Origin of the sequence: Pseudomonas sp. SIMBA_068, assembly GCF_046534705.1 — a bacterium.
Lineage (GTDB): Bacteria > Pseudomonadota > Gammaproteobacteria > Pseudomonadales > Pseudomonadaceae > Aquipseudomonas > Aquipseudomonas putida.
Window position 1 is genome coordinate 586,942 of sequence record NZ_JAWRYI010000001.1, and the last position, 19,305, is coordinate 606,246.

Annotated in this window: 23 protein-coding genes and 1 tRNA gene; 18 read left to right on the top strand and 6 right to left on the bottom strand. The window is 60.5% G+C overall.

All coding sequences use genetic code 11. From position 1 onward, the window contains the following. Positions 1-10 precede the first annotated feature (10 nt). The 6 genes from SB756_RS02725 (at position 11) to SB756_RS02750 (ending at position 6,085) form a co-directional block, all read left to right on the top strand. The gene (locus tag SB756_RS02725) at positions 11-1,564 is read left to right on the top strand and encodes a sugar ABC transporter ATP-binding protein (protein WP_410910117.1); all 1,554 of its coding nucleotides are present in this window, start codon (positions 11-13) and stop codon (positions 1,562-1,564) included. Beyond that, positions 1,561-2,556, top strand: a complete 996-nt coding sequence (locus tag SB756_RS02730; protein ID WP_341796086.1) for an ABC transporter permease — start codon at positions 1,561-1,563, stop codon at positions 2,554-2,556. Before SB756_RS02725 ends, SB756_RS02730 begins: the two co-directional genes overlap by 4 nt. A gap of 4 nt (positions 2,557-2,560) precedes the next feature. Further along, positions 2,561-3,583: a LacI family DNA-binding transcriptional regulator gene (locus SB756_RS02735; protein WP_043199738.1), complete on the top strand. Its 1,023-nt coding sequence runs from the start codon at positions 2,561-2,563 to the stop codon at positions 3,581-3,583. Positions 3,584-3,598: 15 nt separating this feature from the next. Then, the gene (rbsK, locus tag SB756_RS02740) at positions 3,599-4,507 is read left to right on the top strand and encodes a ribokinase (protein ID WP_410910118.1); all 909 of its coding nucleotides are present in this window, start codon (positions 3,599-3,601) and stop codon (positions 4,505-4,507) included. Further along, entirely contained in the window at positions 4,504-4,902 is a 399-nt protein-coding gene (gene rbsD, locus SB756_RS02745) for a D-ribose pyranase (protein WP_043199736.1), read from the top strand. The genes rbsK and rbsD overlap by 4 nt, the downstream gene beginning before the upstream one ends. A 181-nt stretch (positions 4,903-5,083) precedes the next feature. Further along, positions 5,084-6,085, top strand: a complete 1,002-nt coding sequence (locus SB756_RS02750) for a nucleoside hydrolase (protein ID WP_410910119.1) — start codon at positions 5,084-5,086, stop codon at positions 6,083-6,085. Here the strand turns inward: SB756_RS02750 and SB756_RS02755 are convergent. After that, a complete protein-coding gene (locus SB756_RS02755; RefSeq protein WP_016499011.1) occupies positions 6,057-6,269 on the bottom strand; it encodes a hypothetical protein in 213 nt (70 codons plus the stop codon). The genes SB756_RS02750 and SB756_RS02755 overlap by 29 nt on opposite strands. Before the next feature lie 273 nt (positions 6,270-6,542). Between SB756_RS02755 and SB756_RS02760 the strand changes: the two genes are divergently transcribed. Beyond that, the gene (locus SB756_RS02760) at positions 6,543-6,860 is read left to right on the top strand and encodes an I78 family peptidase inhibitor (protein WP_043199732.1); all 318 of its coding nucleotides are present in this window, start codon (positions 6,543-6,545) and stop codon (positions 6,858-6,860) included. Between the two features lie 137 nt (positions 6,861-6,997). On the opposite strand, the gene SB756_RS02765 is transcribed toward SB756_RS02760, so the two are convergent. Both SB756_RS02765 and SB756_RS02770 read right to left on the bottom strand, forming a co-directional pair. After that, a complete protein-coding gene (locus SB756_RS02765; protein ID WP_016499013.1) occupies positions 6,998-7,210 on the bottom strand; it encodes a cold-shock protein in 213 nt (70 codons plus the stop codon). A 163-nt stretch (positions 7,211-7,373) separates the two neighbouring features. Continuing rightward, positions 7,374-7,679 carry a hypothetical protein gene (locus tag SB756_RS02770; protein WP_016499014.1) on the bottom strand — a complete coding sequence of 102 codons (306 nt, stop codon included), beginning with the start codon at positions 7,677-7,679 and terminating at the stop codon, positions 7,374-7,376. Between the two features lie 338 nt (positions 7,680-8,017). Between SB756_RS02770 and thrS the strand changes: the two genes are divergently transcribed. From thrS to SB756_RS02820, 10 genes are all read left to right on the top strand, one after another. Next, a complete protein-coding gene (thrS, locus tag SB756_RS02775; protein ID WP_016499015.1) occupies positions 8,018-9,940 on the top strand; it encodes a threonine--tRNA ligase in 1,923 nt (640 codons plus the stop codon). Next, positions 9,940-10,491: a translation initiation factor IF-3 gene (gene infC / locus SB756_RS02780; RefSeq protein WP_016499016.1), complete on the top strand. Its 552-nt coding sequence runs from the start codon at positions 9,940-9,942 to the stop codon at positions 10,489-10,491. The genes thrS and infC overlap by 1 nt, the downstream gene beginning before the upstream one ends. A 61-nt stretch (positions 10,492-10,552) precedes the next feature. Next, positions 10,553-10,747 (top strand): 50S ribosomal protein L35, encoded by a 195-nt coding sequence (rpmI, locus tag SB756_RS02785; protein ID WP_003250667.1) that lies wholly within the window; start codon positions 10,553-10,555, stop codon positions 10,745-10,747. 27 nt (positions 10,748-10,774) lie between these two features. After that, the gene (gene rplT, locus SB756_RS02790; protein WP_009394046.1) at positions 10,775-11,131 is read left to right on the top strand and encodes a 50S ribosomal protein L20; all 357 of its coding nucleotides are present in this window, start codon (positions 10,775-10,777) and stop codon (positions 11,129-11,131) included. Between the two features lie 109 nt (positions 11,132-11,240). Next, a complete protein-coding gene (gene pheS / locus SB756_RS02795; protein WP_016487883.1) occupies positions 11,241-12,257 on the top strand; it encodes a phenylalanine--tRNA ligase subunit alpha in 1,017 nt (338 codons plus the stop codon). Positions 12,258-12,288: 31 nt separating this feature from the next. Beyond that, the gene (gene pheT / locus SB756_RS02800) at positions 12,289-14,682 is read left to right on the top strand and encodes a phenylalanine--tRNA ligase subunit beta (RefSeq protein WP_341796081.1); all 2,394 of its coding nucleotides are present in this window, start codon (positions 12,289-12,291) and stop codon (positions 14,680-14,682) included. Positions 14,683-14,686: 4 nt separating this feature from the next. Beyond that, complete coding sequence (gene ihfA, locus SB756_RS02805) at positions 14,687-14,989, top strand: integration host factor subunit alpha (protein WP_003250679.1); 303 nt, start codon at positions 14,687-14,689, stop codon at positions 14,987-14,989. After that, positions 14,970-15,326 (top strand): MerR family transcriptional regulator, encoded by a 357-nt coding sequence (locus SB756_RS02810; protein WP_003250681.1) that lies wholly within the window; start codon positions 14,970-14,972, stop codon positions 15,324-15,326. Before ihfA ends, SB756_RS02810 begins: the two co-directional genes overlap by 20 nt. A gap of 116 nt (positions 15,327-15,442) precedes the next feature. Next, a tRNA-Pro gene (locus tag SB756_RS02815) sits at positions 15,443-15,519 on the top strand. A gap of 348 nt (positions 15,520-15,867) precedes the next feature. After that, on the top strand, positions 15,868-16,674 hold the full coding sequence (locus tag SB756_RS02820; RefSeq protein ID WP_410910120.1) for an HNH endonuclease: 807 nt from the start codon (positions 15,868-15,870) through the stop codon (positions 16,672-16,674). Between the two features lie 218 nt (positions 16,675-16,892). On the opposite strand, the gene SB756_RS02825 is transcribed toward SB756_RS02820, so the two are convergent. The 3 genes from SB756_RS02825 to SB756_RS02835 form a co-directional block, all read right to left on the bottom strand. Further along, complete coding sequence (locus tag SB756_RS02825) at positions 16,893-17,156, bottom strand: DUF3077 domain-containing protein (protein WP_003250694.1); 264 nt, start codon at positions 17,154-17,156, stop codon at positions 16,893-16,895. A 162-nt stretch (positions 17,157-17,318) separates the two neighbouring features. Continuing rightward, positions 17,319-17,561 carry a hypothetical protein gene (locus SB756_RS02830; RefSeq protein ID WP_410910121.1) on the bottom strand — a complete coding sequence of 81 codons (243 nt, stop codon included), beginning with the start codon at positions 17,559-17,561 and terminating at the stop codon, positions 17,319-17,321. Positions 17,562-18,047: 486 nt separating this feature from the next. Beyond that, positions 18,048-18,227: a hypothetical protein gene (locus tag SB756_RS02835; RefSeq protein ID WP_019471428.1), complete on the bottom strand. Its 180-nt coding sequence runs from the start codon at positions 18,225-18,227 to the stop codon at positions 18,048-18,050. A gap of 215 nt (positions 18,228-18,442) precedes the next feature. On the opposite strand from SB756_RS02835, the gene SB756_RS02840 reads away from it, so the two are divergent. After that, positions 18,443-19,159 (top strand): hypothetical protein, encoded by a 717-nt coding sequence (locus SB756_RS02840; RefSeq protein ID WP_410910122.1) that lies wholly within the window; start codon positions 18,443-18,445, stop codon positions 19,157-19,159. Positions 19,160-19,305 lie beyond the last annotated feature (146 nt).

Here is a 19,305-nt window from a genome sequence, read left to right on the forward strand (position 1 = left end):
AGAAACGGCCATGCCTGCATCGGCCAACGAAGTGGTGCTCGCCGCCAGCGGCCTGGGCAAGACCTACGCCCAGCCCGTGCTCGGCGAGGTCAGCCTGAACCTGCGGGCCGGCGAAGTGCTGGCCCTGACCGGCGAGAACGGCGCGGGCAAGAGTACGTTGTCCAAGCTCATCAGCGGCCTGGAGGTGCCCACCACCGGGCACATGACCTACCGCGGCCAAGCCTACGCGCCCGGCAGCCGCAGCGAGGCCGAGCGCCTTGGGGTGCGCATGGTGATGCAGGAGCTGAACCTGCTGCCGACGCTGACCGTGGCGGAAAACCTGTTTCTCGACAACCTGCCCAGCCGTTTCGGCTGGATCAGCCACAAGCGCCTGCGCCAGCTGGCCACCGCCGCCATGGCGCAGGTCGGGCTCGATGCCATCGACCCGGATACCCCGGTGGGCGAACTGGGCATTGGCCATCAGCAGATGGTCGAGATTGCCCGCAACCTGATCGGCGACTGCCATGTGCTGATCCTCGATGAGCCCACCGCGATGCTCACCGCGCGCGAGGTGGAGCTGCTGTTCACCCAGATCGAGCGCCTGCGCCAGCGTGGCGTGGCCATCGTCTACATTTCCCACCGCCTGGAAGAACTGCAGCGTGTTGCACAGCGCATCGTCGTGCTGCGCGACGGCAAGCTGGTGTGCGACGAGCCGATCCAGCGCTACAGCAGCGCCGAACTGGTCAACCTGATGGTCGGCCGCGAGCTGGGCGAACATATCGACCTGGGCCGCCGGCAGATCGGCGCGCCGTTGCTCAAGGTCGACAAGCTCAGCCGTGCTGACAAGGTGCGCGAGGTGTCGTTTGAGGTCAGGGCAGGGGAGATCTTCGGCATTTCCGGCCTGATTGGTGCCGGCCGTACCGAGCTGTTGCGGCTGATCTACGGCGCCGACCGTGCCGACAGTGGCAGCATCGCGCTCGGCCAACCCCTACAAACCGTCACCATCGACTCGCCCAAGGCGGCCGTAAAGGCGGGTATCGCGCTGATTACCGAAGACCGCAAAGGCGAGGGCCTGCTGCTGACGCAGTCGATCAGCGCCAACATCGCCTTGGGCAACCTGGGCGCGGTGTCACGCGCTGGCGTGCTTGACGGCCAGGCAGAGCAGGCCTTGGCCGAGCGCCAGATCCAGGCCATGCGCATTCGCAGTGCCGGCGCCCACCAGGTTGTGGGCGAGCTGTCTGGCGGCAACCAGCAGAAGGTGGTGATTGGCCGCTGGCTGGAGCGCGACTGCCAGGTGCTGCTGTTCGACGAGCCCACCCGAGGCATCGACGTGGGTGCCAAGTTCGACATCTATGGCCTGCTGGCCGAACTGGCGCGCCAGGGCAAGGCGCTGGTGGTGGTGTCCAGCGACCTGCGCGAGCTGATGCTGATCTGCGACCGCATCGCCGTGCTGTCGGCCGGTCGCCTGATCGACACCTTCGAGCGTGATCATTGGAGCCAGGACCAGCTGCTGGCCGCAGCCTTTGCCGGTTATCAGAAACGTGACGCACTGCTGCACGATGCAGCCCCCAGGATGGACGCATGAAAACCACCCCGCTCGATAGCCAACGCGCCGCCCCTGTGCGCCGCAGTGGCACCTACTTTGGCCTGGGCACCTACCTGGGCCTGGCTGGCGCCTTGCTGGCGATGATTGTGTTGTTCTCGTTCCTCAGCAGCCACTTCTGGTCCTACAACACCTTCAGTACCTTGGCCAACCAGATCCCCGACCTGATGGTGCTGGCGGTGGGCATGACCTTTGTCCTGATCATCGGCGGCATCGACCTGTCGGTGGGCTCGGTGCTGGCCCTGGCGGCTTCTGCCGTGAGTGTGGCCATCCTCGGCTGGGGCTGGGACGCGCTGCCGTCGGCGCTGCTGGGCATGGCCGTGGCCGCACTGGCCGGCAGCATTACCGGCGGCGTTACGGTGGCCTGGCGTATTCCGTCGTTCATCGTCTCGCTTGGCGTGCTGGAAATGGCCCGCGGCCTGGCCTACCAGTTCACCGACTCGCGCACCGCCTATATCGGCGATGCCTATGCGTGGTTTTCCAACCCGGTTGCCTTTGGTATTTCGCCAGCGTTCATCATTGCCTTGCTGGTGATCGTACTGGCCCATCTGGTGCTGACCCGCACGGTGTTCGGCCGCTACCTGATCGGCATTGGTACCAACGAAGAGGCCGTGCGCCTGGCAGGTATCGACCCGCGCCCGTACAAAGTGCTGGTATTTGCCCTGATGGGGCTGCTGGCAGGCTTGGCTGCGCTGTTCCAGATATCGCGCCTGGAGGCGGCCGACCCCAATGCCGGCTCCGGCCTGGAGCTGCAGGTGATCGCCGCCGTGGTGATCGGCGGTACCAGCCTGATGGGTGGGCGTGGCTCGGTCATCAGCACCTTCTTTGGCGTATTGATCATCTCCGTACTGGCCGCCGGGCTGGCTCAGATTGGCGCCAGCGAGCCGACCAAACGCATCATCACCGGGGCGGTGATCGTCATCGCCGTGGTGCTCGACACTTACCGCAGCCGGCGTGCAGCCCGGCGGAACTGACAATATGGCAACCATCAAAGACGTCGCGGCACTGGCGGGCATTTCCTACACGACCGTGTCCCATGTACTGAACAAGACCCGACCGGTGAGCGAACACGTGCGGCAGAAGGTTGAAGCCGCCATTATCGAGCTGGACTACGTGCCCAGCGCGGTGGCGCGCTCACTAAAGGCGCGCAGCACGGCCACCATCGGCCTGCTGGTGCCCAACAGCGTCAACCCGTACTTCGCCGAGCTGGCGCGGGGCATTGAAGACGCCTGTGAGCGCAACGGCTACTGTGTGATTTTGTGCAACTCCGATGACAACCCACAGAAGCAGCGCAGTTACCTGCGCGTGCTGCTGGAAAAGCGTATCGATGGCCTGGTGGTGGCCTCGGTGGGCCAGGACAGCGACCTGCTGCAAAGCCTGGCCTGCGTACGCACGCCGATGGTTATCGTCGACCGTGAACTGGAAGGCGTCGATGCCGACCTGGTGCGCATCGACCACGAGCAAGGCGCCTACCTGGCCACCCAGCATCTGCTGGAGCTTGGCCACCGCGATGTCGCCTATATTGGTGGCCCCGCCGAAACCGGGGTTACCCAGCTGCGCCTGAACGGCTTCCGCCGTGCCATGGCCGAGGTCGGCGTGCCGGTGCTGGGCAGCCGTGTGCTGCACTGCGACTTCACCAGCCCGGGTGGGCATGCCGCAGCAGCGCAGGTGCTGGAGGGCAAGCGGCCCACGGCGATTTTTGCCGGCAACGACATGATCGGTTTCGGCGTGCTGCGCGCTGCGGCCGAACGCAATATCAGCGTGCCCGGCGAGCTGTCGGTGATCGGCTTCGACGACATCGAGCTGAGCCGCTACGTGTATCCGCCGTTGACCACCGTGGGCCAGTCGATTCGCGAGCTGGGCGAGAGCGCCGCCTCACTGTTGCTGACACGTATAGGAACACCCCGACAAGGCGCGGCGGAGCAACGCATTGTTGCCCCGCGCATCGTGCTGCGTGAGTCCACCGGGCCGCGCCCGGACTTGTTCAACGATTACCGCTAACGCTAAGGAAACGTCATGAATGCCAAGGTTGTGGTGGTCGGCAGCCTCAATATGGACCTGGTGGCCCGCGCCCAGCGCCTGCCCCGGGCCGGCGAAACACTCCCCGGCGAAAGCTTTTTCACCGTACCGGGCGGCAAAGGCGCCAACCAGGCGGTGGCGGTGGCGCGGCTCGGCGGCAGCGTGGCAATGATCGGCAATGTGGGTGACGATGACTATGGCCGGCAACTGCATCGGGCCCTGTATGTCGAGGGCATCGATTGCCAGGGCGTCAGCACCTGCCCAGGGGTGTCCAGCGGTGTGGCACTGATTACCGTGGATGCTGCCAGCCAGAACTGCATCGTCATCATTCCTGGCGGCAACGGCCTGCTGACGCCGCAGTCGGTACAGCGCTTCGATGCCTTGTTACAGGCTGCCGAGGTGGTCATCTGCCAGCTGGAAGTGCCGGCCGACACCGTGGCCTGGACCCTGACGAGGGCGCGTGAACTGGGCAAACAGGTGATCCTGAACCCGGCGCCGGCCACCGGCCCCTTGCCGGCGGACTGGTTTGCGCGCATCGATTACCTCACGCCTAACGAAAGCGAGGCCGAAGCCCTGACCGGGGTGGCAGTCACCGACCAAGACAGTGCCCGGCGTGCTGGCGAGCGCTTGCTACAGCTGGGGGCGGGTAAAGTGATCATCACCCTGGGGGCCCAAGGGGCCTTGCTGATTACTGCGCAGGGCCATCAGCACTATCCGGCGCTTGTGGTGCAACCGCTGGACACCACCGCTGCTGGCGATACCTTCATTGGTGGCTTTGCTGCCGGCCTGGTGCGGGGGTTGGAGGAGGGCGAGGCCATTGCCTTTGGCCAGCGTGCCGCCGCCTTGTCGGTTACCCGTGCCGGTGCCCAGCCGTCCATTCCCTACTTGGCGGAGCTGACACCATGAAGAAAACCCCATTGCTGAACGTTGCCTTGTCGCGGGTCATTGCCGGCATGGGGCATGGCGATATCCTGGTGATCGGCGATGCCGGGCTGCCGGTGCCGCCGGGCGTGGAAATGATCGACCTTGCCATCACGCCCGGTCTGCCGGATTTCGCCAGCGTGTTGCGGGTAGTGCTGAGCGAGTTGCAGGTAGAACGCCATGTGCTGGCTGAAGAAATGCAGAAAGTAGTGCCGCCTGCGCTGGTCGAGATCGAGCGACTCAAGGGCAAGCTGGGCAAGCGCGAATGGCTGAGCCATGAAGATTTCAAGGTGCTGTCGCGCAGTGCTCGCGCGGTGGTGCGTACCGGTGAATGCCAGCCTTACAGCAACATCGCCCTCATCTCCGGCGTGACTTTCTGACAGCCACCGCGCTTTTTGTAGGAGCGGCCTTGCGTCGCGATGGGGCGCGAAGCGGCCCCAGATTTTCAGCTTCGCAGCAAAACTTTCCGGGGCCGCTTCGCGCCCCATCGCGGCACAAGGCCGCTCCTACAGGGGGCTGCGGTGTGTTTGTGTCCTGTGTTCTGGCAACAAGGAGTGCCCTATGCTCAAACCCCTGCTACAAGGAATCGCTTTCATGGCCACAGCCACCACCCTCCAGGCGGCCCCCATCGACTTGATCATAGACACCGACCCCGGCGCCGACGACGTGGTCGCGCTGTTCCTGGCCATGGCCTCGCCTGACGAGCTCAATATCCGTGCCATCACCACCGTGGCCGGCAACGTGCGCCTGGATAAAACCTCGCGCAACGCCCGCCTGGCCCGCGAATGGGCGGGGCGCGAAGACATCCCGGTGTACGCCGGCGCCGGCCGCCCACTGGTGCGCGCGCCGATCTACGCCGCCGACGTTCATGGCGAAGAAGGCCTTACCGGTGTGCAGGTGCACGAGCCGAAAGCGGCCCTGGCCCAGGGTAATGCCGTGCAATACCTGGTCGATACCCTCGGCGCAGCCAAACCGCACAGCATCACCGTCGCCATGCTCGGCCCGCAGACCAATCTGGCCCTGGCGTTGATCCAGCGCCCGGACATCGCCCAGGGCATCAAGGAGGTGGTGGTCATGGGCGGCGCCCACTTCAATGGCGGCAACATCACCCCGGCAGCGGAATTCAACCTCTACGCAGACCCGCACGCCGCCGAAGTGGTGCTGGCCAGCGGTGTACCACTCATCTACCTGCCGCTGGACGTCACCCACAAGCTGCTGACCAGCGACGCCCGCCTGAAACAATTGGCAGCCGTGAACAATCAGGCCAGCAAGCGCGTGGTCGATATGCTCAATGCCTACATCACCCACGACATGGACCTGTACGGCATGCCCGGCGGCCCGGTGCATGACGCCAGCGTCATTGCCTACCTGTTGAAGCCCGAGCTGTTCAGCGGCCGACGCATCCATATGAGCATCGACAGCCGCGAAGGCCCGACCTTCGGCCAGACCATTGCCGACTGGTACGGCGTACTCAAGCAGCCGGCGAATGTGCTGTGGGTGGAGGAGGGCGATGCCCAGGGGCTGTTCGACCTGCTCAGCGCACGTCTGGCGCGATTGGAATAGCCGCGTGCGGCGCGTAGCGCTCGAACACCTGGTCGATGAAGCTGCGTGCCGCCTCGGCGCCGTTGTCCCGTACCAACAGGTCGATGGCGATCAACAGCAATTCTTCCGGTGTGCCAGGGCTGTACGCGCTCTGGCCCTCGGCCCATTTGACCTTGATGTCGGCATCGATGCTGTGGGTACTCATGAAAAGCTCTCGCTGGGGCCCGGAACGAAGGGGGAACACCTGACCCTGGTGCTCGATGGAGGCGGGATGCGCTCCACTTCTTGCAGCAAATCATGGCTTTGCGCCAGTGACCGTGCGCGCTAAGCATATGGCAAACGCAGGGGGTTGTGCAAAATCCGGTCACGATTGCTTTTCGCCTCGGTGCTAGAGTTCAGGCAGACTTGACCGGTTTTGCAACGAATACTGAGCGGAGCTGTCGGAACAGACAGTTCCCGGACCCATTTAGGAGGCTTCATGTTCCGTACCCGTGCTTACCTGGCAACCCTGGCGGTGGCTGCTGTCCTGGCTGGTTGCAGCACAGGTGGCAACGCTGGTGGCGATGCGCCGGCCGCATCGGCTGGCAACGATGGCCGCTGCGAAGCCAGCGGCGCCGATTTTGCCATTGGCAAACCAGGCAGCGCCGAGCTGCTGGAGCAGGCGCGCAAGGCCAGTGGCTCGCAGACAGCACGCATCCTCAAACCGCACGATGTAGTAACCCTGGAATACCGCTCCGACCGCCTGAACCTGAACGTGGACGAGCAAGGCAAGGTAACCCGCGTCAACTGCGGTTGATGCAGCTCCAAAGGCCCATGCGGTCCCTGTAGGAGCGGCCTCGTGCCGCGAAAGGGCCGCAAAGAGCAGCGTATACCGCCTGGTAAGCGCCCATAAAAAAACCCGCCACAAGGGCGGGTTTTTTCACAGCTTCCGAATTACTCCGGACGAACCTGAGCAGCCTGCATGCCCTTCTGACCGCGCTCGGCGACGAAGGAAACTTGCTGACCTTCTTTCAGGCTCTTGAAGCCGTCGGATTCGATGGCCTTGAAGTGAACGAACAGGTCGTCGCCGCCGCCTTGTGGGGTGATGAAGCCGAAGCCTTTCTCATCATTGAACCATTTGACGGTGCCGGTTTGGCGATTGGACATGGGATGAATCTCCAGAAACTTGAAATTTTTCGAAGTGCCTAGACGCCTGAGCTGTCTGGCACAGATGACATCATAGTCTAATTCTGCGGAAGTAGCGCCTTTTACCTTCACCGGATGTTGATCCAGCGCAAAATAATGGTCAGCCACCACCACCTTTAAGGTTTCAGCGCTTCGGTGCGCAGGCCTGTTGCACCACGGTCTGGGCCTTCTGCATCAGCTTGGCGTCAACGCCATCCTTGCTGTCCAGGTCGGCAATCTCGGCGTCGGTGAAATTCTTTTTGATCGCTTGTGCGCCGCAGTCGCAGTGCTTTTTCGCGGTGGCAGCGTCAACGCCCTGGCTGCCGGCCACTTGCGTGCACTGGGCGGTGTAGGCGGCCTCCTTCCCGGCTGGGAAGTTGCCGGCGTTCGCAGCCACGGGCAGCAGCAGGGCGCCAGCGGCCGCCAGGGCCAGAAGAGACGGAACTCGCATAACCAGTTACTCCTTGGGTTAAGGTCTCATCAAGAGTAGGTTGCTTCCCAAAGTCTGAGCGGTATTTTTCCGCGTTAGTTCACCGCTGCGGTTCAATTTCCAAATATTTCTGCCTGGGGTACAACCCGCGTGCTAGCATGCTCGGCTTGTGGTCGCGCCTGTGCCGGCTGCAGCTATCTTTTTTCTTTCCAGTCACTCTGGTTCGTCCCTTGCAAGCCGAAAGGCTTCTGCCACTGTGAGGCAGGCTTCCTTATGAAGGAAGGCAGGCCGGATCTTGTACTGGCTCATCCCAACCCACGTGACCTTTGGTAGGGGTCACCACTAGGAGAGGAGGCGCCATGCCCACTATTACTCTTCCCGATGGCAGTCAACGTTCGTTTGATCACGCCGTATCCGTAGCCGACGTTGCCGCTTCCATCGGCGCCGGCCTGGCCAAGGCCACCGTCGCCGGCAAGGTCGACGGCAAACTGGTCGATGCTTGCGACCTGATCAGTCACGACGCCACCCTGCAGATCATCACCCCTAAAGATGAAGAGGGACTGGAGATCATCCGTCACTCGTGCGCCCACCTGGTCGGCCACGCCGTGAAGCAGCTGTACCCGACCGCCAAGATGGTGATCGGCCCGGTTATCGACGAAGGCTTCTATTACGACATCGCCTACGAGCGCCCCTTCACCCCTGAAGACATGGCCGCCATCGAAAAGCGCATGATGGAGCTGATCGAGAAAGACTACGACGTGGTCAAGAAAGTGACCCCGCGCGCCGAAGTCATCGACGTGTTCAAGGCCCGTGGCGAAGACTACAAGCTGCGCCTGGTCGAAGACATGCCGGATGAGCAGGCCATGGGCCTGTACTACCACGAAGAATACGTCGACATGTGCCGCGGCCCGCACGTGCCGAACACCCGCTTCCTCAAGGCATTCAAGCTGACCAAGCTGTCCGGTGCCTACTGGCGCGGTGATGCCAAGAACGAGCAGCTGCAGCGCGTGTACGGCACTGCCTGGGCCGACAAGAAGCAGCTGGCTGCCTACGTTCAGCGCATCGAAGAAGCCGAAAAGCGCGACCACCGCAAGATCGGCAAGCAGCTCGACCTGTTCCACCTGCAGGAAGAAGCCCCGGGCATGGTGTTCTGGCACGCCAACGGCTGGACCGTGTACCAGGTGCTCGAGCAGTACATGCGTCAGGTTCAACGCGCCAACGGCTACCTGGAAATCAAGACCCCGCAGGTTGTCGACCGCATTCTCTGGGAGCGTTCCGGCCACTGGTCCAACTACGCCGAGAACATGTTCACCACTTCGTCGGAAAGCCGTGACTACGCGGTAAAACCGATGAACTGCCCGTGCCACGTGCAGGTGTTCAACCAGGGCCTGAAAAGCTACCGCGACCTGCCGCTGCGCCTGGCCGAGTTCGGTGCCTGCCACCGTAACGAGCCGTCCGGCGCCCTGCACGGCATCATGCGTGTGCGTGGCTTCGTACAGGATGACGCGCACATCTTCTGCACCGAAGAACAGGTGAAGAAAGAAGCCGCCGACTTCATCAAGCTGACCCTGGATGTTTACAAGGACTTCGGCTTCAGCGACATCGCCATGAAGCTGTCCACTCGTCCGGCCAAGCGTGTTGGTTCCGAAGAGCTGTGGGACCGTGCCGAAAGCGCACTGGCCGACGCCCTGAACGAATCGGGCCTTGAGTGGGAATACCAGCCAGGCGAGGGCGCCTTCTACGGCCCGAAAATCGAGTTTACCCTGCGCGACTGCCTCGGCCGTAACTGGCAGTGTGGTACCCTGCAGTACGACCCGAACCTGCCAGAGCGTCTGGACGCCAGCTACATCGCCGAAGACAACAGCCGTGTTCGCCCGGTCATGCTGCACCGTGCCATCCTCGGTTCGTTCGAGCGCTTCATCGGCATGCTGATCGAGCACTACGCTGGCGTGTTCCCGGCGTGGCTGGCGCCGACCCAGGCGGTGATCATGAATATCACCGACAAACAGGCCGATTTCGCCCTCGAGGTTGAGAAATCTCTGAACGGTAGCGGTTTCCGTGCCAAGTCGGACTTGAGAAATGAGAAGATCGGCTTTAAAATCCGCGAGCATACTTTGCTCAAGGTCCCGTACCTTTTGGTTATAGGGGATCGCGAAGTCGAAACGCAGACCGTTGCAGTGCGTACTCGCGAAGGCGCAGACCTGGGCTCCATGCCCGTCGCCCAATTCGCTGAGCTTCTGACACAAGCGGTTTCCCGGCGTGGTCGCCAAGAATCGGAGTAATGACTATTAAGCGTGAAATGAGAAACGATAAGCGTGCTGTACCGAAGGCCCCGATCAACGAGAATATCTCGGCCCGCGAGGTTCGGTTAATTGGCGCAGACGGCGAGCAGGTTGGCATCGTCTCGATTGATGAAGCGCTGCGTATCGCTGATGAAGCGAAGCTGGATCTGGTAGAAATCTCTGCAGACGCGGTACCACCGGTCTGCAAGGTCATGGACTACGGCAAGCACCTCTTCGAGAAGAAGAAGCAGGCCAACGAAGCCAAGAAAAACCAGAAGCAGATCCAGATCAAAGAAATCAAGTTTCGTCCAGGGACGGAGGATGGGGATTACCAGGTAAAACTACGCAACCTGGTACGTTTCCTTACCGATGGGGACAAGGCCAAGATCTCTCTGAGATTCCGTGGTCGTGAGATGGCCCACCAGGAGCTGGGCATGGAGCTGTTGAAGCGGGTTGAAGCTGACCTGCTTGAATACGGCACCGTTGAGCAGCATCCGAAGATGGAAGGACGCCAGCTTATGATGGTCATCGCCCCCAAAAAGAAGAAGTAATCTCCCGGGCACGGCAGGCCTGATGATTATTGTGTAATTTTTTTCGAATGCGGAGTTCAACATGCCAAAAATGAAAACCAAGAGCGGTGCTGCGAAGCGCTTCCTGAAGACAGCTTCGGGCTTCAAGCACAAGCACGCTTTCAAGAGCCACATCCTGACCAAAATGTCGACCAAGCGTAAGCGTCAACTGCGCGGTGCCAGCTTGCTGCACCCGTCTGACGTGGCAAAAGTCGAGCGCATGCTGCGCGTTCGTTAATTCTGGTTAAGATAGAGGAAGTTACTCATGGCTCGTGTTAAGCGTGGCGTCATCGCTCGTAAGCGTCACAAGAAAATTCTGAAACTGGCTAAAGGTTACTACGGTGCACGCTCGCGCGTATTCCGCGTAGCCAAGCAAGCGGTCATCAAGGCAGGCCAATACGCCTACCGCGACCGTCGCCAGAAGAAGCGTCAGTTCCGCGCACTGTGGATCGCTCGTATCAACGCCGGTGCCCGCAACAACGGTCTGTCCTACAGCCGTCTGATTGCTGGCCTGAAAAAGGCTTCGATCGAAATCGACCGTAAGGTTCTGGCCGATCTGGCAGTGAACGAAAAAGCGGCGTTTGCTGCGATTGTCGAGAAAGCTAAAGCCGTTCTGGCTTAAGTACCCGCGACAATCACCCGGCGGCGCTAGCGCCGTCGGGCATTGAACGTCATCGATAGGGGAAGAGCCTTCAAAGCTCTTCCCCTATTTTCGTATCTGGAGTCTGTACATGGAAAACCTGGATGCGCTGGTCTCCCAAGCCCTAGAGGCCGTGGAGCGCGCTGAAGACATCAATGCCCTGGAACAGATCCGGGTTAATTATCTCGGCAAGAAGGGCGAGCTGACCCAGGTGATGAAGACCCTGGGCAACCTGCCAGCCGAAGAGCGGCCGAAAGTCGGCGCGCTGATCAACGATGCCAAAGAGCGCGTCACCGTTGTGCTCAATGCTCGCAAGGCCGCCTTTGAAGAAGCCGAGCTCAGCGCTCGCCTGGCTGCCGAATGCATTGATGTCACCCTGCCAGGCCGCGGCCAGGCCACCGGTGGCTTGCACCCGATCACCCGTACACTCGAGCGCATCGAGCAGTTCTTCACCCACATCGGCTACGGCATTGCCGAAGGCCCAGAGGTCGAAGACGACTACCACAACTTCGAAGCGCTCAACATCCCCGGCCACCACCCGGCCCGGGCGATGCACGACACCTTCTACTTCAATGCCAACATGCTGCTGCGTACCCACACCTCGCCGGTGCAGGTGCGGACCATGGAGTCCACCCAGCCGCCCATCCGCATTGTGTGCCCGGGCCGCGTATACCGCTGCGACTCGGATATCACCCACTCGCCGATGTTCCACCAGGTCGAAGGCCTGCTGATTGATCGCGATATCAACTTCGCCGACCTCAAGGGCACCATCGAAGAATTCCTGCGGGTGTTCTTCGAAAAAGAACTGGCGGTGCGTTTCCGCCCATCGTTCTTCCCCTTCACCGAGCCGTCCGCCGAAGTCGACATCCAGTGCGTGATGTGTTCCGGCAACGGCTGCCGCGTGTGCAAGCAAACCGGCTGGCTGGAAGTGATGGGCTGCGGCATGGTGCACCCGAGCGTGCTGCGCATGTCCGGCATCGACCCTGAAGAGTTCCAGGGCTTCGCCTTCGGCATGGGCGCCGAGCGCCTGGCCATGCTGCGCTATGGCGTCAACGATTTGCGTCTGTTCTTCGACAACGACCTGCGGTTCCTTGCCCAATTCCGCTAGGCCCAATCGACGCACATTCTAGGAGAACAGCATGAAATTCAGTGAACAGTGGCTGCGCGGTTGGGTAAACCCGCAAGTCTCCCGTGACGAACTGGTCGCCCGCCTGTCCATGGCCGGCCTCGAAGTCGACAGCGTTACCCCTGCTGCTGGCCAGTTCAGCGGCATTGTCGTAGGCGAAATCCTCGCCACCGAACAGCACCCGGACGCCGACAAGCTGCGCGTGTGCCAGGTGACCAACGGCCAGGAAACCTTCCAGGTCGTGTGCGGCGCGCCTAACGCCCGCCCAGGCATCAAGATCCCGTTCGCCATGATCGGTGCCGAGCTGTCTGGCGACTTCAAGATCAAAAAGGCCAAGCTGCGCGGCGTCGAGTCCTTCGGCATGCTGTGCTCGGCGGCCGAGCTGGAAATCAGCGAAGAGAACGACGGCCTGCTGGAACTGGCGGCTGATGCCCCGGTTGGCGAAAACATTCGCACCTACCTGAGCCTGGACGACGCCAGCATCGAAATCGGCCTCACGCCGAACCGTGGTGACTGCCTGTCCATCGCCGGCCTGGCCCGTGACGTCAGCGCCCTGTACGACACCCCGGTCACCCGCCCGGTGGTGCCTGCCGTAGCGCCTGCCCACGACGAAGTGCGCCCGGTCGAAGTCAGCGCCCCGGCGGCCTGCCCACGCTACCTGGGCCGCGTTATCCGTAACGTCGACCTCAGCAAGCCGACCCCACTGTGGATGGTCGAACGCCTGCGCCGCAGCGACGTGCGCAGCATCGACGCCGCCGTCGACATCACCAACTACGTGATGCTCGAACTCGGCCAGCCGATGCACGCCTTTGACCTGGCAGAAATCAACGGCGGCATCCGCGTACGCATGGCCGAAGAGGGCGAAAAGCTCGTCTTGCTCGACGGCCAGGAAGTTGCCCTGCGTGCCGACACCCTGGTCATCGCCGACCACACCCGCGCCCTGGCCATCGCCGGCGTCATGGGTGGCGAGCACAGCGGTGTGAACACCGAAAAAACCCGCGACCTGTTCCTGGAAAGCGCCTTCTTCGAGCCGATTTCCGTCGCCGGTAAAGCCCGCTCCTACGGCTTGCACACCGATGCCTCGCACCGCTACGAGCGCGGCGTCGACTCGCAGCTGGCCCGCGAAGCCATCGAGCGCGCCACCCAGCTGCTGCTGGACATCGTCGGCGGCGAAGCCGGCCCGGTGGTCGAAGCTGTCAGCGAACAGCACCTGCCGCAAGTGGCCCCGGTCACCCTGCGCGCTGAACGCATCACCCAGATGCTCGGCATGGAAATGGACCCAGCCCAGGTCGAGCAACTGCTCAACGCCCTGGAGCTGACCACCACCAAGAGTGGCGGCTCTGAAGGTGTAGCGCAGTGGACCGTCAACGTCCCAAGCCACCGCTTCGACATCAGCCTGGAAGTGGACCTGATCGAAGAGCTGGCCCGCCTGTACGGCTACAACAACCTGCCGGTTCGCTACCCGCAAGCCCGCCTGGCCCCACAGGGCAAGCCGGAAACCCGCGGTGACCTGCCAACCCTGCGCCGCCTGCTGGTTGCCCGCGGCTACCAGGAAGCCATCACCTACAGCTTCATCGACCCGAAACTGTTCGAACTGTTCAGCCCGGGCGTAGAGCCGCTGCTGCTGGCCAACCCCATCTCCAGCGACATGGCCGCCATGCGTGCGTCCCTGTGGCCGGGCCTGGTCAAGGCACTGCAGCACAACCTGAACCGCCAGCAAGACCGCGTGCGCCTGTTCGAAAGCGGCCTGCGCTTTGTCGGCCAACTGGGTGACCTGCAGCAACAGCCTATGATCGCCGGCGTCATCACCGGTAGCCGCCTGCCAGAAGGCTGGGCCAACGGCCGCGACGGCGTCGACTTCTTCGACGTAAAAGCCGACGTCGAAGCCCTGCTGGGCTACTCCGGCGCCCTGAGCGACTTCACCTTCAGCGCCGGCAAACACCCAGCCCTGCACCCAGGCCAGACTGCCGCCATCGAGCGTGACGGCAAACTGGTTGGCTACCTTGGCGCCATCCACCCAGAGCTGGCCAAAGCCCTGGGCCTGGACCGCCCGGTGTTCCTGTTCGAGCTGGTGCTGGGCGACGTGGTCGAAGGCCGCCTGCCGAAATTCAGCGAGCTGTCCAAGTTCCCGGAAACCCGTCGTGACCTGGCTTTGATTGCAGGACGTGATGTAGCTTCTAGCGCGGTGCTTGAATTAATTCGTGACAATGCAGGCGAATGGCTCACAGACCTCAGGCTGTTTGATGTCTACCAAGGTAAAGGCATTGATCCTGATAGAAAAAGCCTTGCCGTTGGCTTGACCTGGCAGCATCCATCGCGCACTCTTAACGACGATGAGGTGAACACTACCCTGCAAAACATCCTCACCTCGCTTGAACAAAGGTTGAACACCACGTTAAGGAAATAACGGCATGGGTGCTCTGACGAAAGCTGAGATGGCCGAAAGGCTGTACGAGGAGCTGGGGCTTAACAAGCGTGAGGCCAAGGAGCTGGTCGAGCTGTTTTTCGAAGAAATTCGGCACGCACTTGAAGAGAACGAGCAGGTGAAGCTGTCCGGTTTCGGCAACTTCGACCTTCGCGACAAACGCCAGCGGCCGGGCCGCAACCCCAAGACAGGGGAAGAGATCCCGATCACTGCACGGCGCGTCGTCACCTTTCGTCCAGGGCAGAAGTTGAAGGCCCGGGTTGAGGCCTATGCTGGAACCAAGCCATAACGACGAACTGCCCCCCATACCGGGCAAACGCTACTTCACCATTGGTGAAGTGAGTGAGCTTTGTGCGGTAAAGCCGCATGTGCTGCGGTATTGGGAGCAGGAGTTCGACCAGCTTAACCCTGTGAAGCGGCGGGGGAACCGGCGGTATTACCAGCGGCAGGATGTGCTGATGATCCGCCAGATTCGTGCGCTGCTTTATGACCAGGGGTTCACCATTGGCGGGGCTCGATTGAGGCTTTCCAGTGATGAGGCTAAGGATGAATCCAGCCAGTACAAGCAGCTGATTCGGCAGATGATTGTTGAGTTGGAGGATGTGCTGGTGGTTTTGAAGAAGTGAGCTGGGCTTTTTCTGATGAGTGGAAATTTTTTTGAGAAAAAGCTTCCATTTATCAGAGGGTTAGGGTACATTCTTCAACGTTCTCGGCAAGATTGAGAACATGCTTCAAGCCCAGTCGGGGCGTAGCGCAGCCCGGTAGCGCACTTGCATGGGGTGCAAGGGGTCGAGTGTTCGAATCACTCCGTCCCGACCATTATTGAAACGAAAAAGCCCAGTCGGACACGACTGGGCTTTTTTGTGTCCGTTCCTTCCTGAAGAAGTTTTCTATCTCCCTTCCGCTATGAGGCACGTCGCGCATGAGCCAGTGGCCTGTAGCCCGGTCTGGTGCTGCTCCTCTGTGGTCCGTTAACTTGATTTTCGAGGTGAGTGCGGGCTTGAGGGAGTTGCGGCATCCGCTGAGTGCCCCGACTAACCAAGAAAGATTTCTGAGATCTAGGGCATAACGAATTCCACAACTCTTAGCGGTTAAGTCAATCCTCACTACATGTGGGAAATTTCCTCTTTTTTGGTAGGCTTTTGCAACCACCCGAGAGGAAATGTAATGCCCTTCGTCATTGTTGAAAACGACACATCGCAATGGGAAGACCAGACAGGCGCTGTCTATCACTTCCCCAAACGCTACAAGGCCTGGCTTGCTCCTGGAACTGAAGTGATCTACTACAAAGGGCGTATTAAGGACCAAGCCTTTGCTTCCGCGCGACTCAGCGCTGCGCCGCATTATTTCGGCAAGGCACGCATCGGTAAGGTCTATGCGGACCCAAAGAGTGATAAGGGTGATCTTTTTGCGTTCGTCGAAAATTTCACGCCCTTTGAAGACGCTATCGCAGCAAAAATCGACGGGATGTACCTAGAGACTATTCCTGCTACTCGCGTTAAGAACTATTGGCGTGACGGGGTTCGGCCCATCTCCCAGGCCGATTACGATGCAATCTTAAGCCATGCGAAGCTCCTACCTTCGCAGGCTGAAGCGGTCGTGTCGAGCGCCGAAGATGATGCATACATCTTTGAATCGTTCAGTGAGGGCAGCCAGACAAATTACTTCGGAACCCGCTATGAGCGCAGGAAAGATCTGAGGATGAAGGCCATTGCCTTTCACGGGCTTGATTGCAAGGCATGTGGCTTTGATTTCGAACTGGCTTACGGTGAGTACGCGAAGGGCCTTATTCACGTTCACCACGTAGTACCGATTTCGAAATTGGGAGGGGAGCAGGTCGTGAACCCTGAGACAGATTTAGTGACGCTGTGCGCCAACTGTCATGCGGTAGTTCATCGCAAGCGAGACATGACTCTGAGCGTAGCTGAGTTGATAGGGCTGTTACGCGGGCGATGGGTCAGCGCGTCTCTGTAACGTCCTGAGCGTACGCTGGCTTGAATCGATAGGCACGCGACGGACTTGTACAAAACGCGAAAGGTTTTTTTCAGCCTATCGGTGCCTTTGCGTTTCCTCTTTGATGTCGTAAGCGATGGAGCAGGATCTGGTATGGCTAAAGCAGGCCGTATAGTCGGACTGCCTCCGAGACCGGGTTTGAATTTGGTCTCGAAGACATCCGTTGAGGCAAGAGCGGTTCAGCGCATCATACCCAGTTCGGCATCATCCATCAGCGCCTTGGCCAAAGCGCAGAGATAGTGGGAGGCCCAGATCAGCTGTGGCTTGTCTTCCATCAAGCCATCCAGCGTCATATCCCGAGCGTAGCCCATCAGCTCCGATGCCTGTTCCCGCGCACTCTGGCAAGGGATCCCGGCTTCGATGCGAAACAGCGGATGGGTCTGGTTTTCACCTTGATAGAAGGTGGTTTTGCCGACGGTGAATTTGGTTTCTTCTGTGGACATTGGTCAATCTCCCCGAAATCTCTAGTGCCTGTGCTGGCCTCTCGCCGGCAAGCCAGCTCCCACAAGTGCTGCATAGGCTTCACGATCTGCGACATGGCTCAGATCCATGTGGAGGCTCGGCTTGCAGGCGTTTGGGTGCCTGGGCGACACGTCAATTAGGCTTCAATGCGAAGTCCCAGGCTCAGTGAGCATCTGCACCTGAGCTATTGCGGATTCAAGCAAAGCTCGCAGCGTTTCTAGTTCATGCATTGAGGTCATCATCAGAATCGACGCTGGCGACTTGGGCTGCAGTAGCATGGCTTGATGCACGACCGTCTCCGCACATAGTGCGTAATCCGTGGCTTGGATCAAGGTGTCTTCCAGGGAAAGAACGTGGTGGGGTGGATCTGGGACTATTTTCAGCATAAACCCTCTCAGTGCCTTAAGGGCTGCCGCAAAACCGCTGTCAAACGGAAGGGTGGCAGCTGTTTGTGGGTTGACAGACCGGGGGCACTGAGAATCCCGGCGCACACGAAGGTGCCCCACGCGCAGCTGCCATAAACTGGCATTGCACATGCTCTCAGTGAACCACGGTCTGTCAAAACCGTGCCGCCAATGGGTAGCGACAGGTCGAGACTAGGGCTGACTATTTCCATGTGCAACGAAAAACAGGCGCGAGGAGTATCTTTGGGAAACGGCCTACAAGGAAGGGGTTATTTCTGATTTTTCGACCCGCTGCTGTTCCTCAAGACGTCGACAGGAAACATGCGGGCAAAAGAAAGCCCGCCGAGGCGGGCTAAGTACTATCACGTAGGGATAGCTTGATACTGCCTAAGCCACTGTGAAAATTGGGTGAAAGAAAAGTCCCCAGAACGTGATCAACCCGCGAGGTTAGCGCGGGGCTCGCGCGCTTTACAGCTGGGCTTTCTGCCGCTGGTAGCGCTGAAAACGGGTAACAGCGATCTGGACGGCAGCTGCCACGAGGCACAGCAGGCCGATTTTCCAGCTGCCCTCCAGGCCGTAATGCTCGGCGATTTTCCCAGTGAGGAGGACGCTAACGAAGATGGCGAAAGGCAGGATCAATTTGTTCATCGGGTCTTCCAGCAGGCTACAAATGGCTTGGGTGAGGATGGAGTTCACCCCGCGGAAATGACGCGATCTTAGCAAATCCGTTTGCGGCTTTGTGGTCACATCCACAGCGGCTGCTCGGTCTGCTGTCTGTAGCGCGATACTGGCAAAGGGGCAGCATGGACTTCCGCCATTCGGCCCTCGAAACTGATCCACTCTCATCTCGACCAGGGCAGGTCATGAATAACTTGAAACGGACCACCTTTCTCATGGTAATGCTGGCAGTAGCCTCGTTGACCGCCTGCGTCCCTTGGAAACGCGAACGCGCCGCGTACGCGGACCTCTGCGAATCCGAGTTCCAGTTCAAGGTGCCAGGGCCGCAGGGTGAGACCACGCTCTACCTGGAAACCTACCTCTACGACCACGCCGCTCTATGGGGCGAAAAGGCCTACGAGCAAGCCCTGTACGTGCAGTACCCGGGCGAGAAGTACTTGCGGCAGGAATTTTATGTGCAACTGGTCGCCTACAACAAAGACCGTCAGCGCCCGTCGACTGATTCCAGGCGTGGCGAGCCGCCGATACCGGTGCTGTACGACAGCCGCCAGGCTTACATCACCTTTGAAGACGGTTCGCGGCTGAATGCACGGTCCGGGGTGTACGTTGGCGTCAACGAGACGTACGACTTTCCGTTGGTGAATGAGAAGACCGCCCGGCCTTCGCCGTACGACATCAACAGCGATGAAGTGCACCGGATGATTCCCAGGATGACCAACAACACGCGCTATGGCTCGGCGTATGTGATTTTCCAGACGGACAAGTTTGATGCGTACTCCAAATGGACGATTCATCTGGGGACACTGGATGTGCAGGGCCGCAAGGTGCAGATTCCGCCGTTGAGGCTCTGTTATCACCCTGTGAAGAAATGGATCGGGATTGAGCCGCTGATGAGGCCTTAAGGGTATCTCCGAAGTGGGCCGGGGTGGGGCCGGGCCTGAGGTCGGACAGCTATGGCCAATGGGGCCGCTTTGCGGCCCATCGCAGGCAAGCCAGCTCCTACAGGTGCGGTGCATGGCTTGGCATTTGGGGCTTGAGGCTTGGGCAG